This is a genomic window from Cupriavidus sp. UYPR2.512, assembly GCF_000379565.1.
Classification (GTDB): domain Bacteria; phylum Pseudomonadota; class Gammaproteobacteria; order Burkholderiales; family Burkholderiaceae; genus Cupriavidus.
This window is the reverse complement of record NZ_KB903169.1, coordinates 1-21,759: the sequence shown is the minus strand read 5'-3', so window position 1 is coordinate 21,759 and position 21,759 is coordinate 1. Positions and strand designations below refer to the sequence as shown.

Sequence of the window (21,759 nt, the reverse complement as noted above, 5' to 3'; positions counted from 1 at the left end):
ATGGACCGACTTCTACTCTCCTCGGCGCGTGCTGGCAATAGGCGGGACTGGAGATTCTGGCGAAAAGAGGCTTGAACGGCAATCGCGACCGTGCGCTACAGTGCATACTGTCGGCACCTGCGTGTGTCTCATGCAGCAGTGGACCGCGGGTGATGCGTTGGGCAGCGACCTCATTTGCGGTTGGTATCGGCCGCACCAGGCCGGTAGCGCAGCAGATGGTCGGTGCCGGATTCGGACAGCCAGACTTCCCCAGGGCGGCCCATCATCTGGCGTACGTTCGCGTGCGGGCGCGGAAGCGTGATCACTTCGAATCGCTCGGCGCGCGCGTCGAAGCGCACCAGCGCGTTGGCGCTCCATTCGCTAAGCCAAACGATGTCGCGGTCGTCGACAAATATCGCGTAGGCATGGGGGTCGTGGCCGGGCAGCCTCCATTCGCGCCATTGATGCGTTGCTGGGTCGAACGCGCCGACTTTCCCAGCGCTCCACTCGCTGACCCAAATGCGCCCTTTCGAATCGGCCCATACGCGTCGCGCACCCTGATTTGGCGTCGGCGGCTCAATGACCTGCGCCGCGCCGCTCGCGGGATCGATGCGGCCGAGATAGCTACCGGCCAGTGACGCGAAGTACAGGCTGCCGTCAGGGCTCACGCAAATGCCGTATGGACCCGGCCCGCGCGGCGCATCGAAAACGCGCATGCTGGCGCGCGCTGGGTCGAGCTCGCCGTAGATGCCGCTTTGCCCCGTGAACCACAGATGCCCTCGCTTGTCGAAGACCGCGGTATTCAGATTGGCATTCGGCCGGTCCTTCGGCAGCGGGAAACGCGTTACGGCACGTGTCTTCGGGTCGACGCGCACGATCGCATTCTGGCCGCTGTCCGTGATCCATGCCGCCCCATCGGGACCGACGATCACGCCGTGCGGCGCCGATCCTGCGCCGAGAGACACCGTGTCGGCCGTGCCGGTGCGCGGGTCCAATCGTCCGACCGCGCCCTGCGCCTGCGCGGTGTACCACACGGTGCCGTCGGGGGCTGGTGCGACATCGTGCGGTGCGCTGCCCGCGGGAACGGCAAACGTCTCGAACAAGGGAGCCTGCGCCCGTGCCGAAGCCATCGTGAGCAGGACGATCAGCAAGGCCGATGCACATAACGGAACCAGCACGGATTCAAGAATCCTGCTCACCGCTGTCACAACTCTTCCCTTCTCGACTTCCAGCATGTCCGTCTCCTGCCTCATCTCGCGGCGGCATGCTGCACCGGCCGGATCATCGCATTCCATTGCGGACGTCCTGCAACACCTCGTCGAAAGCGTCAACGCGGATTAGGCCAAGCCGCGGAAACTCCAGGTCGACGATGACATAGAGCGTCACCGTCAGCGAGGTCACGAAGAAAAGCGCATGCAACCAGTTTCGCGGACCGCTGCTGGCCATGCCATAGCCCGCGAACAAGGCCCCGATCCAGCAAAGCGCGAAAAGCATGCCGAAGATGACGCTGGGCGGATGTTCCTTCGTTGCGGCGAGACGGGTCGATGCCGTATCAAACGCGGCATTGAGCGCCGGCAACAGAAGCATGGTGGCCGCCGTACTGGTGGTTCGCTGGGACTCCGTTATGGATCTGGTCCAGAGGCGTTCACGCAGCACGTCCGAACGGGCCAGGGCTGCATCGACGCGTTCTCGGTCAGGGACGGCTCGATAGGCGTCAAGCCGGGCATCCAGATACTGCCGGAATATCTCCTGCAGCGCATCACGCGCCGTTTGCGGCAGCAGATCCAAGCGCAGGTAAGCCGTGCCGATGTCGTTCGCTTCCTGGACGATCAGCGTACGCCGCATATCAAAGCGGCTTGCCGCCCCGGAAAAGGTGAAGGCGATCAATAGCCCAAGCAGTGCAAATATCGCGCTTGCGACCGCGCTGACGCCCGTTGTTTCCGGTTCCCGACCGGAGGCAACCTGCCATCGCCACACCAGCCGGCCGAGCTCCAGGGCGATCAGGATACTGGTGAATAATCCGATCGCAAACACCAGCCCGCCGGTCCAACCGGCACCATAAAGTAGTGATGCCAAAATCGCCTCCGGTGCTTTGCCGCGCGACGCGCGCTTTCCACCTCAAAGACGGTATGAAAAAGCTTCCCCACCGTATGTTCACTTCCGCACAGTGTCCAATACATTGGCGCCGAACTAAATGGCGCACGCGCTTGAGAGTCGTCTCGGATTGCGCGAGGCGACCGGCCTGTAGTCCACCCGGTCGCCCATCCGGCGTTCAGTCGATCTGCAAGCCGGCCCCCTTGGCCAGCTTTTGCCAGGCCCTGACGTCCTCACTAACGGTCGCGGCAAACTGGGCGACGGTCTTCGTGGCCGGGCGCGGCATGTTCTGCTGGGCGTATTTTTGCACCACGTCGTCATTGGCGAGGATGCGGTTGATCTCGGCATTGAGCCGTTGCACGATGTCCGGCGGCGTGCCGGCTGGCGCGAACAAGCCATACCAGCCTTCCTTGTTGAACGGAAAGCCCTGCTCGGTCAGCGTGGGCACCTCGGGCAATGCCGGTCCCCGTGCGGCGCCTGTGCAGGCGAGGGCCACCAGCTTGCCCGAGCGGACGTGCGGCACGGGCGAGGCAATATCGGTGAAGCCCAGCAGCATATTCTTCGACAGCAGGTCGGTCACGAGCTGGGCGCTGCCCTTGTATGGCACGTGCTGCATCGAAAGGCCATAGTGCGCCTTGATGGCTTCCATGATGAGATGTCCGGTCGACCCGTTGCCCCACGATCCATAGGCGAGCTTGTCGGGATTCGCCTTCACATAACGCACCATGTCGGCCAGGTTCCGGAACCCGGTGGAAGGATGGGCGACCAGCAGAACGCCGGCTGCGCCAACCTGCGCGACGGGTGTCAGGTCCTTCAGCGCGTCATACGGCATCTTTGGCTGGATGACCGGATTGATCGCGACGGCGGATGATGGCGTGATCAGCAGGGTGTAACCATCGGCGGCACTCTTGGCAACCATGTCGGTGCCGATCAGGCTGTTGGCGCCCGGCCGGTTGTCCACCACCACCGGCTGGCCCAGCGCCTGCTGGAGATGGGCGGCGATCACGCGCGCAAAGAGGTCCATGCCGGCGCCCGCCGGTCCGGGCACCACCAGACGGATGGGCCGCCTGGGCCAGCCGCTGGTGGCGGCAACAGTACCGGCCCACGACTGCGAAGCGAGGAACGCGGCGATACCTAGGCAGGTCCGCCGCCGGACGGGCGAATGATGCATGGCTTGTCTCCAGATGTATTTTATTTTGCGTGCGTGTGCGGCGCCTGTGGTCGCGCCGCGGGCCGAGGACCCGTGCATGGGGGCTATGATCGGAGCCGCACCGGGAAGCGTGCGGAAATTCTAACCATCGTGGACCGCCATGCCCCCTCCTACTGGACGGAGGCCGGCGCAATGCGGTGCGTGCCGGCGTTGAAGTTGATGATCGGGCTGGCCTGATTGCAGGTGGTCTTCCGGATCTTGCCCACGATCAGGTCATGCGTGCCCAGTGCCTCCGTGCAGACGATGTCACATTCGATGCTGGCCAGCGCGTCATCCAGCACCGGCAGGCCATGTGCGCCTTCGCGCCATTGGCCCGAGGCAAAGCGGTCGCGTCCTTGCGGGGACTTGAGAAAGGTATCGATGATGGCGCGGTGTTCCTCGCCCAGCACGTTGGCCACGAACCGACCAGCCTGCATCAGCGCACTGTGCGCCGAGGCCGACTTCTGGACGAAGAAGCCAACCATGGGCGGCTCAGCCGACACCGACGTCAGGCTGGAGACGATGATGCCCGCAACGTCCTCGCCGCTGCCGGTGGTGACGGCACTGATGCCGGCCGGCAGCGCGCGCATGGCCAACTTGAAGTCGTCCACGGAGACGACTTCGTCCTGCTCGTTGAGGGTGAGATGGGCGCGAATGTCGCCGCGCTCGTCCACCCAGCCGTGCCGCGCCGCGTATCCCACCATGGAGGAGAAGCCGTCTTCCCATGCCGGATCGCCCGCATGCCCCGACAGGAAGCGCAGCACCGAAGGCGCCAGGCGGACGTGGCCCGCATCCTCGCGCCGCCCGATACGGGCGATGGCGCGCTCCAGCCGCTCGCCAGGCTGCGGATCGATCAGCACGTCGAGCCGCTTGAAGTCGGCCGGGTCGCGCAGGGTGATGGCACCGGCATTGGTCAGGTGGATACGCATGGCAGGTCTCCTCAGGCCGCTACGGCCAGCTTGCTGCTCGTTTCACCAAGCTCCTTGCGGATGGCCGGGATGATCCGGTCGCCCCACAGTTCGATCTGCCGCAGCATGGTCTTCTGATCGAAGTCGCCGAGCTGGGTCTGCAGGGCAATATGCTTGGGCCGCAGGATGCTGATCTCGGTCAGCAGCTTGTCGATGACCTGGTTGACGGAGCCTACGGGCAGATTCTCGCGCAACTGGTCGAACGTCGGATCCGTGTCCGACGGCACTTCCTTGACCATGTAGCCGTCATCGCTCTGCGCCCGGCGGAACTTCAGGCTTTCCGAAATGCGCCGCTGGAAGCGGGCGCAGTCGAGATAGGCGTCGATCTCGGCCTTGTTGTCCGAGGCGAAGCCGCAGCGCAGGAAGCCGAACTTCACGTCGCGGTCCAGGTCCTTGCCATTCTCTTCGGCGACTTTATCAAGGCGTTCGCGCAGACCGGTGATGGCGTCGTTGCCGTTGAGCAGGGCGGTGACGAAGAGGTTGTGGTTCTCGCGTACGCCACGGCCAAGGGTGACCGGGTTGCCGGAGGTGATCCACAGCGGCGGCATCGGCTCCTGCAGGCAGCGCACGGCGATGGAGCTGGGCGGGATCTTCAGGAACTGCCCGTCGTGTTCGAAGATCTTCTGCGTCAGGCCCTTCGGGATGACGTCGAGGAACTCGTTGAAGATCGCGCCCGACTCGGCGATGTCGACGCCGAAGCGCTCGAACTCGAACTGCTGGTAGCCCGAGCCCACGCCCAGGTCGAGCCGGCCGTTCGACACCGTGTCGACGAATCCGACCTCGGCCAGGAAGCGCGCGGGGTGGTACAGCGGCAGAATGCACACCGCCGTGCCGAGCCGGATGCGCTGCGTCTTCGCGGCGGCATGGGCCACCATCATCAGCGGCGACGGCGACAGCGAGTAGTTGTTGAAATGGTGCTCGGCGTACCAGGCGGTGTTGAAGCCTGCCTGTTCCGCCGCGACGGTCTGCTCGATGGAGTTGCTGATGACTTGCTTCGAGGTCTGGTGGTAACCTCGCTGCTGGGCCAGGATGAATACGCCGAATTCCATTGTTGTCTCCCAAAAATCCCGGTGAAGTTTCGAAGAATTCTAGGAGTCGGGAGGTACTGACCGGAATACGGGAATCACGGCGATCTGTACTGCAGAAAATGGAGGAATGATGGATCGGCTTCGCGCCATGGAGCTCTTCCTGTCGATTTCCAAGACGGAGAGTTTCTCGGAGACGGCGCGGCACTTCGGGGTGTCCGCCACGTCGGTGTCGCGCATGATCACGGACTTCGAGACCGAGCTGAACGTCAAGCTGCTGATGCGCTCCACGCGACAGGTCGTGCTGACCGAAGCGGGTCAGGAGTATGCGCGGGAGCTGGAAGGCATCCTGTGGAATATCGGCCAGGCGCATCGCAACATCACCGAGATCCGATCCGCGCCGAAGGGCACGCTGCGGGTGCACTCGCGCATGATGTTCGGGCTGGGTGTGCTGCCGCCGTTGGTCGCGGCTTTCCGCAAGCAGTATCCGGACATCCATATCGAACTCGTGCTGTCCGAGACCAAGATTGACCAGCGCCGCAGTAATTTCGACATCGATTTCCGGATTTCGCCGCCGGTGGAGGCCGGGCTGAAGCGGCGCATCCTCTTCCGGAGCGAGCGTTACCTCGTGGCATCGCCCGCCTATCTCGAGAGCCGGTCCGCGCCCACGCGGCCGGAGGACATACTGCAGCACGACTGCATGGCATACCTGCTGCCCGGCAACCAGCATAGCTGGCTGTTCAAGCGCGGGGAGAGCGTGGAGGAAGTGGGGTTCAAGCCCCGGCACGTGACCAACAGCGGCGTCGCGCTGCTGGAGTGGGCGCGGCTGGGCGAGGGCATTGCGCTGCTGGACGACTACACGGTCCACAACGACATCTCGCGCGGCACGCTCGTGCGGCTGTTGCCAGAATTCCGGGTGACCAATACCACGTTCGAGGAAGGGATGTACGCCACCATCCTGGACACGGCAATGATTCCGGCCAAGATCCGGCTGTTTCTCGACTTCGTGGCCTCGCACGTTTCAGGCGAGGCATTGCGCTTCAGTGCCTACGGCATGTCGGCGGTGCCGGCGGCCGGCTAGAGGAGAATGCGGCAGTGCGGGCGTGCCGCGCCGCGCAGGCCGGTGCCGCGCACGCGTAGCACGGCCCCATCCAGTGGGCCGTCCGCTGACAGCCGGCCGCTGTCCCGGATCGTCGTGACATAGATGTCTTCCAGCGCCGGCCCGCCGAAGCAGAGCGACGCCGGGTGCGCCACCGGCAGGTCGATGCGATGGGTGAGTTGCCCCACGGCGTCGAAGCGCACCAGGGCGCCGGCATGCACGAGAGCCGTCCACAGGCCGCCGTCGCTGTCGAAGCAGCAGCCATCCGGCGCGGAGCCAAGTGGCGCCGTGTCGACGAAGCGCTCGCGGCCCGACAACCTGCCTCCGGCATCAAGCCGATAGCGGTAGATGCTGCGTGCCGCGCTGTCGCAGACGTAGAACTCCGCGCGCGACGGATGCGTCATCGGCCCGTTGACGATGCCGAAGCCCCGCTCGATCCGGGCAAAGCCGCCGTCGCAATCGAGCCGGTACAGACCACCCAGCGGCGCCTCGTCGGGCTCGCGAAAGACGTGCATGGTGCCCACCACGAAACTGCCGTCCGGCATGGGCGTGCCGTCGTTCAGGCGCAGATTGGGATGGCGGTCGCCGATGTCCGCCACGCGACGCAGGGCGCCGGTGGATGGTGTATAGAGCGCGACCTGCTCCTTCAGGGCCACCACGAGGCTGTCTTCGCCATTCAGCGCGAACGATCCCAGGGGCGCCGGCAGGTCATACCGCATCACGTCGCCCTGCGCCGGGTCGATCACATGGATCCATCCCCGGCGGCAATCCGCAAGCCATAGCCGCTGCCGGACAGCGTCCCAGACCGGGCATTCCCCCAGGTCGGTCCGGACGGTCCCAAGTGGCGCGATTTCTGGCGCGATCTCCATGGTCTGCGATCCTCTGTCGTGATGGCCGGTGGGGCTATGGGTAGTCATGCTATCGGCTCCCAGGTTCGCCGAATATGCCGGATTCCCGCAGAACACAACCAACAACTCTGACGGAAATCCACAGCAATCCCCGCTCCTACAATCGGAAAAAGCCGGCCCGCAGCGAAGCGCGGCTGTTCATTCGATGCAAGGAGACAACCATGACGTACGCATACACCGCGCCGCTCGGCGCATTCTTCCGTCAGCCGGGAGGTGAGGCATGAGCGAGAAACTGGTCCTGATGGAGGTTTCCGACGGCGTCGCCCTGGTCACGCTGAACCGCCCCCCCGTCAATGCCCTGAGCCGCGAGATGCGCCGCCAGATCGTGGCGACCTTCGATGAGATCTCGGAGCGAGAGGATATCCGCTGCGCCGTGCTGACGGGCGCCGGCAAGGTGTTCTGCTCCGGCGCCGACCTGAAGGACCGGCCCGATGCCAGCGTGGCTGGCGATTTCCTGGATCACAACCGCCTGACACGCGAAACCGGCAACGCCATCAGGGAATGCGCCAAGCCCGTGATCGCGGCGGTCAACGGCGTGGCGCTCGGCGCCGGCATGGGGCTGGTCGCTGCCTGCGACATCCTCTACGCCTCCGAGGAAGCCACCTTCGGCATGCCGGAGATCAACGTCGGCCTGGCGGGCGGCGCTTCCATGCTGCGCACGCTGTTCGGCCGCTCCACCGTGCGCCGCATGTTCTTCACCGGCCAGCGCCTGACGGCCCATGACCTGCTGCGCCGCAACGTGCTGGAAGACGTGCTGCCGGCCGACCAGTTGCTGCCCGTGACGATGGCACTGGCCCGCGAGATCGCCGCCAAGGCCCCGCTGGCGATCATGTACGCCAAGCGCGCCGCCAATATGGTTGACGTCATGCCGCAGCGCGATGCCTACCGCTTCGAGCAGGAATTCACCATGGCGCTGTCCCGCACCGAAGACGCCCGCGAAGCCCGCATGGCGTTCCTCGAAAAGCGCCAGCCGCAGTTCAAGGGATGCTGACCATGGCGACGCACACCGAACGCCCGGGCGCCGGGCTCGGGCCCTTCTTCCACGCGCGCAGCATCGCCGTGGTTGGCGCCTCGGACGACAGCACCAAGATCGGCGGACGTCCCGTCTACATGCTGCGCAAGCATGGCTACGCGGGCACCGTCTACCCGGTCAATCCGAAGGGCGGCACCGTGCAGGGACTGACCGCGTATGCCTCGGTCCGTGAGACCCCCATCGCGCCGGAACTGGCGATCCTGGCCGTGCCGGCCGCCGCCACGGCGGCTGCCCTGCGCGACTGCGCGGCGCGCGGCGTGAAGGCTGCCATTGTGCTGTCGTCCGGGTTTGCCGAACTCGGCGCCGAAGGCGTGGCCATGCAGGCCGAACTGGTCGACATCGCACGCCGGCACGGCATGCGCGTCCTCGGTCCCAACTGCCTGGGCACGGTCAACGTGGCCGACCGGCTGATCGGGTCCTTCTCCATCAGCCTGGAAGAGACCATGCCCCCGCCGGGCGGCGTGGGCATTGTCTCGCAGTCGGGCAACGTGGGCAGCCACACCATGAATACGGTGGCGCGCCGTGGCCTTGGCGTGAGCCAGTTCATGGCGACGGGCAACGAGGCCGACATCGATGTGGCCGACGGCATCGCCGCGCTGGCCGAGGACGAGGCAACGCGCATCATCCTCTGCTGCATGGAAACCTGCCGCGACGGCGAGCGCCTGGTCGCGGCACTGGAACTGGCGCGCTCGCGCGGCAAGCCGGTGATTGTCCTGAAGGTGGGCTCGACCGAGCAAGGCCAGGCCGCCGCCGCCTCGCACACCGGTGCGCTAACGGGCTCTGACGCCGTCATCGACGCCGTCTTCCGCCGCCACGGCGCGCTCCGCGTGCGCTCGGTGGAGGAACTGATCGACATCGGCCACGCCGCCTCGATCCTGATGCCAGGCCGCCTGCCGCAGCGCGATGCCGTGACGCTGATGGCGGCCTCCGGCGGCTTCGGCGTGATGATGGCCGATGCCATGAGCGAGGCCGGCCTGCGCCTGCCCGCGCTCGACGCGGCGACCCGCGACCGCATCCGCCGCGTGCTGCCCATGGCCGGCACCGGCAATCCGGTCGACGCCACGGCGCAAATGTCCAGCCGCCCCGACATCCTCCAGCAGTTATTGTCCGCGCTGCTGGAGGACCCGTCGGGAAGCGCGCTGGTGATGTTCATGTCGCTCTCGCTGTACAACTCCCGCCTGCGCGGCGTGTACCTGGAGGCGCTGGCGCGCGTGCGCGAGGCCCATCCGGAGCGGGCGCTGATGATCGTCAGCCAGGGGCCGGCCGATGCGGTGGCGCAGATCAACGCGCTGGGCATTCCCGTGTTCCCGAGCATCGATGCAGCCGCCAGCGGCCTCGCCGGACTGGTGCGACTCGGCCAGCTTGCCGGCCAGCCGGCATCGGCGGCGCATCGGCTCGTGCCGCAGGAAACCATGGACCCGGCCGTCTTGCGCAACGAGTATGAAGCCAAGCGCGCGCTGGCGGCCGCCGGCATCGCGGTGCCGCAGGAAGCCGTGGTCCACTCGGCAGATGAGGCGGTGCGCGCGGCGGAAGCGATCGGCTACCCCGTGGTGCTGAAGATCGTCTCCGAGGACATCCCGCACAAGACCGAAGCCGGCGGCGTGGCGCTCGACCTGCGCAGCGCGGCGGCCGTGCGCGACGCCTACGGAACGATTGCCTCCAGCGTCGCCCGCCATGCGCCGCAGGCCCGTGTGCAAGGCATGCTGGTCGCACCGATGGTGAAGGGCGGCGTCGAGATGATCGCCGGCATTTCCCGCGATCCGGTGTTCGGCCCGGTGGTGATGGTGGGCATGGGCGGCATCCACGCCGAGGTGCTGAAGGACGTCGCCGTGCAGGCCGCGCCGGTCAGCGAGGACGAAGCCCTCGCCATGATCCGCTCGCTGCGCATGTTCCCGCTGCTCGACGGCGTGCGCGGACAGGCCAAAGCCGATATCCGCGCGGCCGCCCGCTGCGTGGCGCGCCTGTCCGAATTCGCGTGCCGCCATGCGGCCGATATCGCCGAAATCGACATGAACCCCATCCTCGTCCGTCCCGAAGGGGAGGGCGCCGTGGTGCTTGACGCGCTGATGATCCCGGCAGCGCCGGCCACGCCCGCACACTGAGAACCAGCATGCATATCGAAACACGCGATCCACTCGCGGCGATCCCCGATCCGGCCGCCGGACCCGAGGTGTACCGCCAGCACGCCCGCCAATGGCTGCGCGCCAACCTGCCGGACCACATGCGTGCCGACAGCCTGGACTACCGCACGCCGACGCTGGAAGAATCCCGCGCCTGGGAAGCAGCCATGTCATGCCGGCCTGGCCGGCATGACATGGCCCACCGCATACGGTGGCCACGGCCTGACCTTGCGCGAGCATCTCGCCGTCAACAAGGAGATCGGCGCTCTGCCCATGCCGGAGAGCGTCAGCTCGATCGGCAAGGAACTGGCCGGCCCGATCATCATGACCGTTGGCACCGAGGCACAGAAGCAGGCGTTCCTGCCCGCCATCCTCGCCATGCGCGAGTACTGGTGCCAGGGCTTCTCGGAGCCCGACGCCGGCTCGGACCTCGCCCGGCTGCGCACGCGCGCCGTGCAGGAGGACGGGCACTGGCGCATCAACGGCCAGAAGATCTGGACCAGCGGCGCGGCCAAGGCGCACTACTGCCTGCTGCTTACACGCACCGGCACGGTCGCCGACAAGCACCGTGGCCTGCTGATGTTCGCCGTGCCGATGAACACGCCGGGCATCCGCGTGGTGCCGATCAAGTCCATCGACGGCAAGGAGTCCTTCGCCGAAGTGTTCTTCGACGACGTGGTGGTGCCGGACAGTGCCCGCCTGGGCGCACCCGACGAAGGCTGGAATGCCGCCATCCGCGTGCTGTCCATCGAGCGGGCGACTAACCGCATGTACCGCCCGTGGCGCTTCGAATGCGAGCTGCGCCAGGTTGTCGCCGCCTGCAAGTCCGATGCGCAATTGGCGCGCCTGCTCGACGACGGCTACACCCAGCGACGCATCGGTGACGTGGCCTGCGAGATCGACGCCCTCAAGGGCCTGGTCGAGACCACTGTGTCACGCATGATGGCCGGCGAGTCCATCGGCGCGCGCGGGTCGCTGACCAAGTTGTACTGGTCGGAATGCCACCAGGCGTTCGCCGGCCTGGCCCTGTCGCTGCTGTCGCACGTGACGCCTCGCTCCAGCGCGCAGGCGCAGCGCGCCCGCAAGGCATTCAGCACCGCCTATCTGTTCTCGCGCGCCGAGACGCTCTACGCCGGCACCTCGGAAGTGCAGCTCGACGTCATCGCGCAGCGCATCCTCAATCTGCCCAAGGATTTGACATGACGACGCGAGATGACGATCTGCGGCCCGAGGAATTCGCCCAGGCCGCCAGCGCGGCCATCCACGACGCGCTGCCGCGCAACTTCCGCGAGGCCGTGCGCGTGCTGGCCGAGGCCGGCCTGTGCGGCGTATGCGCCGATGAGGGCGACAGCGGGCTCGGCCTGCCCATCGACTTCGCGCTGCCCATCGCGCATGCCGCCGGCAAGCTGCAACTGCGCCTGCCGCTGCCGGAGACCATCCTGCTGGCGCAGGCCTTTGCCGGCACGCCGGTCGCCGCGGCGCTGGCGGCGGGCGACAAGGTTGCCACCATCGCGTGGCAAGGCAGCCTGCGTGAGGGCTTCGCCGGCCATGCGCGGCACGTGGCGCAATGTGACTGGGTGCTCGTCAACGATGGCGACGGCGCGGCGCTGGTCGACGTGGCCGGACTGGCCTGCGCAGAAGACGGGTCGCTCGACCCGGAGTTTCCGCAGGCGTGGCTCGATCTGGAAGGCGCAACGGTGGTCGCCCGGCTCGATGCCACGGCCCGCGCGGCGCTGGACCATGCGGCCTGCCTGCTGATGGCCGAACTGGCGAACGGCGCGGCGGACGGCGCGCTGGAGTTGGCCGCCGGCTATATGGCGACGCGCGTGCAGTTCGGCCGGCCGCTGTCGGCCAAGCAGGCCGTGCGTCACCTGCTGGCGCGCATGAAGCTGGTGACGGAGGCTTCCAATGCCGCCGTGCGCCGTGCCATGGCGCGCAACGAGTATGGCGCGGCGCGCAGCGCACGACCGGCGCTGGCGGGCGCCATCGGCAACGCAGCCTTCGTCATCGAGAAGGCGATCCACCTGCACGGTGGCATGGGCTTCACATGGGAAGTGCCGCTGCACTATTCGCTGCGCGAGGTCCGCAAGCTTGACGCGGCCTTCGGGGCCGGCGCGCTGGCGCGTGCGGTCGGGCAGCAATTCATTCAAGACGTCTGAGGAATTTGGGGAGTGTTCATGCAACAGGATCTGGCAGGGCGCGTGGCGCTCGTCACCGGCGCGGGCGCCGGCATCGGCCGCGCCACGGCGCGTCTCCTCGCGGCACGCGGCGCCATCGTGGCGGTCAACGACCTTAAGGAAGAGCTCGTCGGCGCGACGGTGGACGAGATCCGCGCGGCCGGCGGCGAGGCCTTCCCGGTGGTGCAGAACGTGGCGAGCCGGGATGGCATCGCGCAGGCGGTCAGCGCGGCGGCCACGCAGGGCAAGCGTTTCGACATCCTCATCAACAACGCCGCGTGGGTCCGTTACCAGTCGGTGCCGGAAATCATGCCCGAGACCATGGACCGCATGCTCGACATCGGCTTCAAGTCGGTGATCTGGGGCATCCAGGCGGCGGTGGAGGCGATGGACGAGGAATGCGGCGGGGCCATCGTCAACGTGGCGTCGACGGCGGCGCTGGTGTCGGCGCCGGCCTCGGTCGTCTACTCGGGCATCAAGGCGGGCATTCTCGGTATCACGCGCGCTGCCGCGGCGGAACTCGGCCCGCGCGGCATCCGCGTCAACGCGGTGTGTCCGTCCGCTGTGCCGACGGAGGGCACGCAGCGCAACCGCAACGCCGAGCGTGACGCGCGCCGCGTCGCCCGCACCCCGATGGGACGCCTCGGCAACGTGGACGACGTGGCCAGCGGCATCGCCTTCCTCGCCAGCGACGAGGCGCGGTTCATCACGGCGCAGGCGCTCGTGGTGGATGGCGGCATCACGTTCACCAATCTCTGAGCGTGCCGTCGGTTCTTATCACCGGCGCGGCCGCCGGCATCGGCCGCGCCGCCGCGCAGCGGTTGGCGCGCGACGGCTGGCGCTGCGTGCTGGTTGACCGCGATGGCGCAGCGTTGGCCGCCACGGTCGCTGGCCTGTCGGGGTCGGAGGCGAGCCGGCACCAGGCGGTGGAGATGGACCTCACGGACGTGGCGGCCATCGGCACGCTGGCGGAGCGCACCGGTCCGCTGGATGCGCTCGTGAACAACGCGGGCATGTCGGATCGTACCAACCTGCCAGTGGTCGAGCAGGCTGGCGACGACTGGCGGGCGCTGCTGGCGCTCAACCTCGACGCGCCGGCACGGCTGGTCGACGCGCTGTCACCGCGACTGGTGGCAGGTGCGCGCGTCGTCAACGTTGCATCGGGCGCCGGACTGCGGGCGATCCCGTGGCGCGGCGCCTACAGCGCGAGCAAGGCGGGCTTGATCGGGTTGTCGCGGGCACTGGCGCGCGAGCGCCCGGATCTCCGGGTGAGCGTGCTGTGCCCGGGATTCGTGCGGACCGAGCTGGTCGACCGGCTCATTGCAGCCGGCCGATTGGACCCCGCACGCGTGACGGCCAAGATTCCGCTCGGCCGGATGGCGGAGCCGGAAGAACTGGCCGAGGCGATCCGCTTCCTGGCCGGCGCGGACGGTGCGGTGCCCTCCGGTCTGTTGCTGCCGGTTGACGGCGGCTCGTCGGTGTTTGGCGGCAGCCAGGGCTTTGCGCCGGCCACCGTCGCGCCCGTCCCGTCCGAGACGCTGCTCTGCCTGCGGGTGGTCGGCGATGTGTCGGCGAAGTGGTCTGCCGTCGGCCAGCACGGAGACGGCTATGCGGCAGTGCTGGATGTTTCGCCGCTGGCCGCGCCGGGTGGGAATCGCCTGGCGGCTGTGCACGAGGCTGCACGACGCTTCGCACGGGAGCACACAAGCCAGGCCAGCCTCACGCTGGTGCTTCCGGCCGACGCCGGCGAGGACTGGCGGCACGCGGGCGACCTTGCGGCGGCTCGCATGCTGGTCGCCACGCTGGCGTGCGAGTGGGGCGCACGGGCGCTGCGCGTGAACGCGCTGTCGGTCGCGCGGGCCGAACCGGAAGCCCTCGCGCCGCTGCTGCGTTTCATGGCGGGCGCCGGCGCGCAATACCTGACGGGGCAAGTGCTGCCCGTCGCCTGACCTCCGGCACACAGCCGCGCAATCGAGTAGTTCAAGAAGGAAATGCCCGCTCCGCGGGCAGGGCGGCTCACGCCCATTTCACGGGGTGCCTCGGTCCGGACAGCTCGAGGCTTAACAACACAAGGTGGAGACATGCAATACAAAACTGGCGCGACCGCGCTCTTCTGCGCGCTTTGCAGCCTTCCGGCAGCCGCACAATCCAGCGTCACGCTCTACGGCGTGGTGGACGCGGGTATCGAATTCGCGAACCACCAGGCCGGAGGCGGCAATTCCGTCGTCCGCATGACGTCGGGCAACGTCGCCGGGTCGCGCTGGGGGCTGCGCGGCACGGAGGACCTGGGCGGCGGCCTGAAAGGGGTGTTCGTGCTGGAGAGCGGCTATGACACCGACACGGGCAAGTCCGCGCAGGGCGGCCGCCTGTTCGGGCGGATGGCATACGTGGGCTTGCAGGGGAAGTGGGGCAGCCTGTTGCTCGGACGGCAGCAGACCGAGTTGTTCGACCTCATCGGTCCCTATGACCCGATGCTGCTCGCGCCGAAGTACTCGATCTTCACGCAGGACCTGGCGTTCGTGTCGCGTGCCGACAATACCATCAAGTACACGGGCACGTTCGGCGGCCTGGTGGCGTCTGCCATGTACAGCTTCGGTGCCGAGAGCGGCACGGTCAATGGCAGCGAAGTACCGGGCGAACCGAAGCTGGGGCGCGAGTACGGCTTCCGGCTGAGCTACGGCAGCGGCCCGTTCAGCGTGGGCGCTGCCTACGATGAGGTCAACACGGGCACGGTCACGTTGAATCCTGACCCCAAGACGCGGCGCGCCGTGCTGACCGGCACGTATGATTTCTCCCCGGTCAAGGTCTTCGCTGGCTACCGTTGGGCCAAGGCATACGACGGGGCGCTGCTGGCGGGGGCGATCCCGGGCCAGGCCAACCAGGCTTCGAACCTGTGGTGGACCGGCGTGACCTGGCAGGCCGGCCCCGCCGTCAGCGTCAGTGCCGCCGCCTACTACCAGGACTTCCGGAACACGGGCAACGATCCCTGGCTGTTCGTTGGCATGGCGAAGTACGCCTTCTCCAAGCGCACGGATGCCTACCTCAGCGTCGGCTACACGAAGAACAAGGGCAGTTCCAACCTTGGCCTGAGCACGGGCGGCTCAGGCTTCGGGACGACCGCTGCGGGCACCAACCAGATCGGCACCACCATCGGCCTCCGGCATACCTTCTGACGGCAGGCGGCTCGCGCCGCCTGGTCCTGGCATGTCCGGTCTACTGTCCTCCCCCGCTGAGCAGCGCGTAGACCGGATCATGCGGCCAGGGCGCGCCAACAGGCTGCCGCGGGCCGAAGCGCTCGGTCTCGGTGCCCTCCGGGGTGCCAAGCGGGCGGACCCAGTCATAGACCACCACGCGCCGGGCAATCCGCCATTCGGCGTTGCGCTTCTCGAAGCGGTCGATATAGCGTCCGGCCAGGAAGACTTCCCGCTGTGCTGGATCGGGGTTGGGGCGGCGCTGGAATGCCTGGAAATATGATTCCACCGCCGCCCAGTCGCCGTGCAACGCGATCGAGAGATTGCCAAGGAAGTGGATTGAGCGTTCGCTGGTCGCGAGCCGGTCCAGCACCCAGACGATAAAGCCGCTGGCGGAGCCGGAATAGGGGCCATGCCGGTCGGTGGCATCGTCCCAGTACACGCTGCGCAGGGCGGCCTCGTCGCAACGGTCGATGCCGCGGCAGTAGCGATACAGGCATTCGCGGATGGCTTCGCGGTCGAGCAGTTCGCCGAGGGCGGAGGGGGGATGTGGGGTCATGATGGGCGGGACTCGACAGGATGAACATGAGCCGCAATTCTCTGCCTCCCGTCACCATCCATTGCCTGCGGTTCGGTTGATTGTCTTCTGCACGGCGGGGGCATATTCGCCAGCCCACCCGGGTCGTAATATCAATTCAGAACCATGTCCGGCGCGACAGCCGGCGCACAGCAGGGAACCGCAAGGCAGCGCGGTTTTCCCACGATGCGACAAACCAAGGAGACAGACAATGCCAGGATATGCTGGTACCACGGTGCGCACGCCCCCGATGTGCGCGCCACACCCATCCCGGCCGCTGCGAGGTGCGCGATGAACCTCCAACGCAAGGTCGACGTACAAGCCTTCCTCGACGAACAGCGTTTCTCGCGGTTTCATATCCTGCTGTTCGTCCTGTGCTTCCTGATCATCGCTTTGGACGGGATGGACACCGGCGCCATGGGCTATATCGCGCCGTCGTTGATTGAGGAGTGGCACCTGTCGCGTGCAGCGCTGGGCCCCGTGCTGAGCGCCACGCTGGTCGGCATCGGCTTTGGCGCCATGGTGGTGAGCCCCTTTGCCGACCGCATTGGCCGCAAGCGCGTGCTGATCGGCTCTGTCTTCGCGTTCGGGGTGTGCAGCGTGGCGGCAGCATTCGCGCAGTCGCTCGAAATGCTGGCTGCGCTGCGCCTGCTGACGGGAATCGGCCTGGGCGCCGCCGTGCCGAACGCCGTCGCACTGATGGCCGAGTATGCCCCGACGCGGATTCGCGGCACCGTGGTCAACGCCATGCTGGTCGGCTTCGCAGCCGGGAATGGGCTGGGCGGCCTGATGACGGCCTGGCTGATCCCGCGCTTCGGCTGGCACGGCGTGCTGGTGGTCGGCGGCGTGGCGCCGGTGCTGCTGACGCTGGTGCTGGTGCCGCTGCTGCCCGAATCCGTGAAGTTTCTCGTGGCCAACCGGCGCCCGCGCGAAGATGCACTGGGCATCCTGGGCCGCCTGGCGCCGGGCGCTCGACTCGGCGACGTCCAACTCGTGTGCGAGGAAGATGCCGGGCATGGCCGCAAGTCGCCTCTTTCGGAGCTGTTCCGTGAGCGGTATGCCGCCGGCACCTGCCTGATCTGGCTGTGCTACTTCATGTGCATGGTCATCCTGTACCTGGTCAATAGCTGGCTTCCCACCCTGTTCACGACCTCGGGGTATTCGCTGCAGGAGTCGACCGTCACTTCGTCGCTGTTCCATCTGGGCGGATGCGCAGGGATCCTGCTGGCGGGGTTCCTGACTGACCGTTTCCCGCCTACCCGTGTCGTCGCGGCGTACTTTCTGGCGGCCGCAGTGCTGGTGCTGGCGATCGGGTACAGCGGGGCGCACGCAGGACTGACAACGATGATCGTCATCGTGGGCATGGCCATCTCCGGTGCATCCGCGTCGATGTCGCCCCTCGCTGCACATTATTATCCGACCACCAGCCGGGTCACGGGCATTGCCTGGATGCTGGGCATGGGCCGTTTCGGCGGCGTGGCGGGAACCATGGGCGGCGCATGGCTGCTGGGGATTGGATGGGAGTTCGGCGCCATCTTCAGCCTGCTCGCCATCCCGGCTGTTATCGCGGCGATATGCCTGCTCGTGCTGGGTCGCAATGGTTCGCCGCAGGAAGAAAGGGATTTGCCGGGTTCCACCGTGGCGGAACACTGAAGGGCGAGGGCGTGCGCGCACTTGCCTTAATCGTCAGCTGCGTCTGCTTGCGCACAGACGCCAGCCGCACGTGCCGCAAACTACCCGGATTCAAATCTATCCAACCCGCTCGGAGCCCCAGATGAAAGAGGTATCACTGACCATTCCAGAAATTGGATTGATTGCCGGAACGCGTGCGGCAGGCGCTGCGGGCCTCGCCCTGTTGATTAGCAACCGAATGAATCCGGAACAACGCCGCGCCATCGGGTGGACGCTGCTTGCCGTGGGGGTCATCACCACAGTGCCGTTGGTCGCGCAAGTGTTTGGAAAACTTCAGGCGTACAAGAACCCCGCCGAGAGGTGAAGTAATGGTGCCAGGGCAGGACCCCAATATGCCGCGTGGAAGACCGCGGCATGCTGGCTGGTCGTCGCGGTAGCGCGCGGCAGCTACATCAGGCCGCGGTGGTGCAGTTATCGTGCGTTAGTGGACAGTTCCCAGATATCTGCTTCTGCAAAAATTCGAGGCGCTGTTGATAGCAGGGCCTGGCATCGAATGCTCGGGCATGCTGGATTTGCCGTGGGCGGCCCAGGATAACTTCCCTGGCATCAGGGCTTCGGCGGTTGACCCAGCACCGGCGGTGCCGGTGGCGGCAGCGGCGTCGCCACCGGATCCAGTCCGGTGCTGCTTACGATCGCAGCCGCTGCCGGAGAGGCCAGGAAGCTCACAAAGCGCGAGGTCGCGGTCGTTTGCCGGCCTGCAATCGTTCCGGCCGAGAAAAAGACTTTCTGCTGCAGTTCGTCCGGCAACGGCCCGACGTAATCCAGCTCCTTGAAGGGCAGCAGTTCGCTGACCTGCTGGAAGCCAATTTCCGCATCGCCCCGCGCCACCACGGTGCCGACCCGCTCACTGTAGACCTTGTGGGCCTTGTCCTTGATCTTGTCCGCGACGCCAAGCCGGGGAAACAGCTCGTTGGACAGATACGTGCCGCTGGCGCTGGCGGAATAGGCGATCGACCCGGCGTTGAGCAGGGTCTGCCTTACCGCTTCGGTGGTGCTGATATCCGGCTTTGGCGTGCCCTTGCGCACCGACATGCCGATCAGCGAGCGCGCCAGGTCGACCCGGCTGCCCGCTGCCACCTTGCCTTCCGCTACCAGCTTGTCGAGCCCCGAGTCCGCCAGGATCACCACATCGAAGGTCTCGCCGCGCGCCAGCCGGCTGGGAATCGAATCGGGCGCATTGCCCATCGATGCCCCGTAGGCAGTGATAACGTGGTCCTGCGTGGCGGCCTCATACAGCGGCACGAGCTTCTGGTAGGCGGCCGTAAAACCGCCCGAAGTGATGACACGAATCTCGTCCGCGAAGGCTGGACCGGCCAGCCAGACAAGCAGGACCAGCACGCTGTGCCGGGCCGCAGTGGTTGTGAACTTCATGTTGTCTCCTGGATTGATAACTGCGGATCGCAACGTGCGTCAGTCTTCTTTCATGTTGGCGGCACGCGCGATCGGACCCAGGCGGGCTTTTTCGCCTGCCAGGAACTTGGTGAAGTCAGCCCGCGTCCCGCCCATTGGCTGGATGCCTTGCGGGATCAGCCTGGCGCGCAGTTCCGGAGACTTGATTGCGACGTCGATTGCCTTGTTCATCTTGTCGAGAATCGCGTCAGGCGTACCGCGCGGTGCGAAGACCCCGGACCAGTGGCCGATGAAGACGCCGGGATAGCCGAGCTCGGCGGTGGTCGGCACGTCAGGCATCGCAGCAATGCGTGTATTCCATGTCGAAGCGATGGCGCGCAGTTTGCCGCCCTTCACCTGCGGGAGCACCACGACGCTGGCCTCCGACGTCGCGTCTACCTGCTTGCCGACCACGGCGACCATGCCTTCCGATCCGCTCTTGTAGGGGATGATCTCGAGCTTGGCCCCGGTCGCCAGTTTCAGCATTTCCGCGACAAAATGCGGCGTGCTGCCGGTGCCCGCCGTAGCAAAGTTCAGGCTCTTGCCGGCTTTGCCGAGCGCGACCAGGCCCTTGAGGTCCTTTATCGGCGAGTCGGCCGGCACCACGATGATGGACGGACTGACCGCCAGCATGGCGACTGGCACCAGGTCCTGTTCCTTGTACGGCAAGTGAGCCTTGATCATGGCGTTGGTGATCACGCCGGCTGCCGGCGCCAGGAAGGTATAGCCGTCCGGGGCGGCCTTGGCGACATAGTCGGCGCCCAGGGCCGAACCGGCGCCGGGCTTGTTTTCCACGATGATGGGCTGGCCCAGTTGTTTGGACGCCGCGTCGGCCACGGCGCGGGCGACCAGGTCGTTAGCGCCGCCCGGACCAAACGGTACGACGAATTTCACGGGCTTTGCCGGCCAGGTTTCGGCGCCGGCGCTGAGGCTGCAGGCGGCAAGCGCCAGCGCGAGTGCCAGATGGCGAACTGCGATGTTCAAGGGAGGTCTCCAGGATTTGTCTTTTGGCGTGCACTTCGCGGCACGTCACGACGTTCCGTTCAGGCATTGCAAGGGTATTGCCAGACGACTAATCTGTGAATTGCAATTTTCTGAAGACTCCATGCATGGCACGCATCAATTTTGGCCTCGAAGACCTGCAGGCGTTCGTCGCGATCGCCGAAAAAGGCAGCTTCCGCATAGCTGCGGAGGCCCTTCACATCTCCCAGCCAGCGCTCAGCCGGCGCATCGAGAAGCTGGAAATGACGCTCGGCTCCCGCCTGCTCGAGCGGACCACGCGTCGCGTGGAGACGACCAATATCGGGCGGCAGTTCCTGGAGGAGGCGCGCGCTGCGCTGGATATCCTCGATAGCGCGGTACTGCGGCTCGGCGACGAGGTTGCGCTACAGCGTGGACTGGTCACCGTTGCAGCAATACCGTCCGCGGCGCTGCATTTCCTGCCCGACGCCATCCATCGGTTCGGCGGCCAGCATCCGGGCGTGCGCGTGCGCGTGATCGACGAGAACGCGAATGCCGTACTGGCCAGCGTCATGTCGGGAGAATCCGATTTTGGGCTTAATTTCATCGGTGCCCAGGAGCCCAACATTGAATTCCGCGCCATCCGTGCCGAGCCATACCGGCTGGCATTGCGACGGGACCACCCGTGGGCCGGGCGGGATTGCATTGCCTGGGAGGAACTGGCTGGCCAAAGGATGGTGAGCGTGTCGAAGCAAAGCGGCAATCGCGCCTTGATCGAAAATGCCATCGCCCACCTCAAGCAGCGCCCCACCATTCACTATGAAGCCAACCACGTGGTCGGCGTGCTGGCCCTGGTCGAGGCCGGGCTGGGGATCGCCGTGCTGCCAGGCATGGCGCTACCGCGCGATCATCCCCGGCTTTGCGGCATCCCGCTGGTCGAACCGTCCCTGGATCGGGTCCTGGCGTTGATACGGCGCCGTGACAAGCCATTGCAGCCTGCCGCGACGGCGTTGTATGAAACCCTGGTATCAGGCGCCGTGCCGTCTGCTTGACCCAGCCCGGGGAGGCAGGGTTTCGGCATTGGCTACTGCCGTCTCATAACGACCGAGGCCGTGTGGAAACGTCTCTCGAATCGCACGAATGCGCGTCTCCTCGGGGGCGTAGCCTGTCTTATCGAATTTTCGGCCAATCTGGTCATGGGACGACGCCGAAACGGGTGCGAACAGCGCTAATGAGCTCCTGAGGGCGATCTTCAGCCCATTTTTTGGGCGCAAATGGGTGCTTACGCACCCACCAGGCGCATTGCCTTCATTGTTTTCGAGAACCCGAGAATTCGAAGGACGCGCTTCAGGTTGTAC

At 66.4% G+C, this 21,759-nt stretch carries 20 protein-coding genes; 11 read left to right on the top strand and 9 right to left on the bottom strand.

Annotated elements, in window-relative coordinates; translation table 11 throughout:
* Positions 1-170 precede the first annotated feature (170 nt).
* The 5 genes from A3A5_RS0130245 to A3A5_RS0130225 all read right to left on the bottom strand — a co-directional run bounded on the left by A3A5_RS0130245 (position 171) and on the right by A3A5_RS0130225 (position 5,279).
* Positions 171-1,214 (bottom strand): SMP-30/gluconolactonase/LRE family protein, encoded by a 1,044-nt coding sequence (locus tag A3A5_RS0130245; protein ID WP_026201291.1) that lies wholly within the window; start codon positions 1,212-1,214, stop codon positions 171-173.
* Between the two features lie 46 nt (positions 1,215-1,260).
* The gene (locus A3A5_RS0130240) at positions 1,261-2,055 is read right to left on the bottom strand and encodes a DUF4239 domain-containing protein (RefSeq protein ID WP_051108590.1); all 795 of its coding nucleotides are present in this window, start codon (positions 2,053-2,055) and stop codon (positions 1,261-1,263) included.
* 196 nt (positions 2,056-2,251) lie between these two features.
* Positions 2,252-3,244, bottom strand: a complete 993-nt coding sequence (locus tag A3A5_RS0130235) for a tripartite tricarboxylate transporter substrate binding protein (protein ID WP_018314185.1) — start codon at positions 3,242-3,244, stop codon at positions 2,252-2,254.
* 149 nt (positions 3,245-3,393) lie between these two features.
* Positions 3,394-4,191, bottom strand: a complete 798-nt coding sequence (locus A3A5_RS0130230) for a flavin reductase family protein (protein WP_018314184.1) — start codon at positions 4,189-4,191, stop codon at positions 3,394-3,396.
* An 11-nt stretch (positions 4,192-4,202) separates the two neighbouring features.
* Positions 4,203-5,279 carry an LLM class flavin-dependent oxidoreductase gene (locus tag A3A5_RS0130225; protein WP_018314183.1) on the bottom strand — a complete coding sequence of 359 codons (1,077 nt, stop codon included), beginning with the start codon at positions 5,277-5,279 and terminating at the stop codon, positions 4,203-4,205.
* Between the two features lie 106 nt (positions 5,280-5,385).
* On the opposite strand from A3A5_RS0130225, the gene A3A5_RS0130220 reads away from it, so the two are divergent.
* The gene (locus A3A5_RS0130220) at positions 5,386-6,336 is read left to right on the top strand and encodes a LysR family transcriptional regulator (protein ID WP_232431486.1); all 951 of its coding nucleotides are present in this window, start codon (positions 5,386-5,388) and stop codon (positions 6,334-6,336) included.
* Here the strand turns inward: A3A5_RS0130220 and A3A5_RS0130215 are convergent.
* On the bottom strand, positions 6,333-7,271 hold the full coding sequence (locus A3A5_RS0130215) for an SMP-30/gluconolactonase/LRE family protein (protein ID WP_232431485.1): 939 nt from the start codon (positions 7,269-7,271) through the stop codon (positions 6,333-6,335). The two genes, A3A5_RS0130220 and A3A5_RS0130215, sit on opposite strands and share 4 nt — an antisense overlap.
* 211 nt (positions 7,272-7,482) lie before the next feature.
* On the opposite strand from A3A5_RS0130215, the gene A3A5_RS0130210 reads away from it, so the two are divergent.
* The 7 genes from A3A5_RS0130210 (at position 7,483) to A3A5_RS0130180 (ending at position 15,765) form a co-directional block, all read left to right on the top strand.
* Complete coding sequence (locus A3A5_RS0130210) at positions 7,483-8,253, top strand: enoyl-CoA hydratase/isomerase family protein (RefSeq protein WP_018314180.1); 771 nt, start codon at positions 7,483-7,485, stop codon at positions 8,251-8,253.
* Between the two features lie 2 nt (positions 8,254-8,255).
* Entirely contained in the window at positions 8,256-10,397 is a 2,142-nt protein-coding gene (locus tag A3A5_RS0130205) for an acetate--CoA ligase family protein (RefSeq protein ID WP_026201288.1), read from the top strand.
* A 207-nt stretch (positions 10,398-10,604) separates the two neighbouring features.
* Entirely contained in the window at positions 10,605-11,618 is a 1,014-nt protein-coding gene (locus tag A3A5_RS39555; protein ID WP_018314178.1) for an acyl-CoA dehydrogenase family protein, read from the top strand.
* Positions 11,615-12,574, top strand: a complete 960-nt coding sequence (locus A3A5_RS0130195; protein WP_018314177.1) for an acyl-CoA dehydrogenase family protein — start codon at positions 11,615-11,617, stop codon at positions 12,572-12,574. Before A3A5_RS39555 ends, A3A5_RS0130195 begins: the two co-directional genes overlap by 4 nt.
* A gap of 18 nt (positions 12,575-12,592) precedes the next feature.
* Entirely contained in the window at positions 12,593-13,351 is a 759-nt protein-coding gene (locus A3A5_RS0130190) for an SDR family NAD(P)-dependent oxidoreductase (protein ID WP_026201287.1), read from the top strand.
* Between the two features lie 2 nt (positions 13,352-13,353).
* Positions 13,354-14,541, top strand: a complete 1,188-nt coding sequence (locus A3A5_RS0130185) for an SDR family oxidoreductase (RefSeq protein ID WP_018314175.1) — start codon at positions 13,354-13,356, stop codon at positions 14,539-14,541.
* A gap of 132 nt (positions 14,542-14,673) precedes the next feature.
* The gene (locus A3A5_RS0130180; RefSeq protein WP_018314174.1) at positions 14,674-15,765 is read left to right on the top strand and encodes a porin; all 1,092 of its coding nucleotides are present in this window, start codon (positions 14,674-14,676) and stop codon (positions 15,763-15,765) included.
* A gap of 40 nt (positions 15,766-15,805) precedes the next feature.
* Here A3A5_RS0130180 and A3A5_RS0130175 read toward each other — a convergent pair whose 3' ends face one another.
* On the bottom strand, positions 15,806-16,342 hold the full coding sequence (locus A3A5_RS0130175) for a nuclear transport factor 2 family protein (RefSeq protein ID WP_018314173.1): 537 nt from the start codon (positions 16,340-16,342) through the stop codon (positions 15,806-15,808).
* A gap of 309 nt (positions 16,343-16,651) precedes the next feature.
* Between A3A5_RS0130175 and A3A5_RS0130170 the strand changes: the two genes are divergently transcribed.
* Together A3A5_RS0130170 and A3A5_RS0130165 are read left to right on the top strand one after the other, a co-directional pair.
* Positions 16,652-18,013, top strand: a complete 1,362-nt coding sequence (locus A3A5_RS0130170; RefSeq protein ID WP_018314172.1) for an MFS transporter — start codon at positions 16,652-16,654, stop codon at positions 18,011-18,013.
* A gap of 121 nt (positions 18,014-18,134) precedes the next feature.
* Positions 18,135-18,356, top strand: a complete 222-nt coding sequence (locus A3A5_RS0130165) for a hypothetical protein (protein ID WP_018314171.1) — start codon at positions 18,135-18,137, stop codon at positions 18,354-18,356.
* 242 nt (positions 18,357-18,598) lie between these two features.
* Here A3A5_RS0130165 and A3A5_RS0130160 read toward each other — a convergent pair whose 3' ends face one another.
* Both A3A5_RS0130160 and A3A5_RS0130155 read right to left on the bottom strand, forming a co-directional pair.
* A complete protein-coding gene (locus tag A3A5_RS0130160) occupies positions 18,599-19,423 on the bottom strand; it encodes a substrate-binding domain-containing protein (protein ID WP_018314170.1) in 825 nt (274 codons plus the stop codon).
* Between the two features lie 39 nt (positions 19,424-19,462).
* Positions 19,463-20,425 (bottom strand): tripartite tricarboxylate transporter substrate binding protein, encoded by a 963-nt coding sequence (locus tag A3A5_RS0130155; RefSeq protein ID WP_018314169.1) that lies wholly within the window; start codon positions 20,423-20,425, stop codon positions 19,463-19,465.
* Between the two features lie 125 nt (positions 20,426-20,550).
* On the opposite strand from A3A5_RS0130155, the gene A3A5_RS0130150 reads away from it, so the two are divergent.
* Positions 20,551-21,453, top strand: a complete 903-nt coding sequence (locus A3A5_RS0130150; protein WP_018314168.1) for a LysR family transcriptional regulator — start codon at positions 20,551-20,553, stop codon at positions 21,451-21,453.
* The last annotated feature ends 306 nt before the right edge of the window (positions 21,454-21,759 follow it).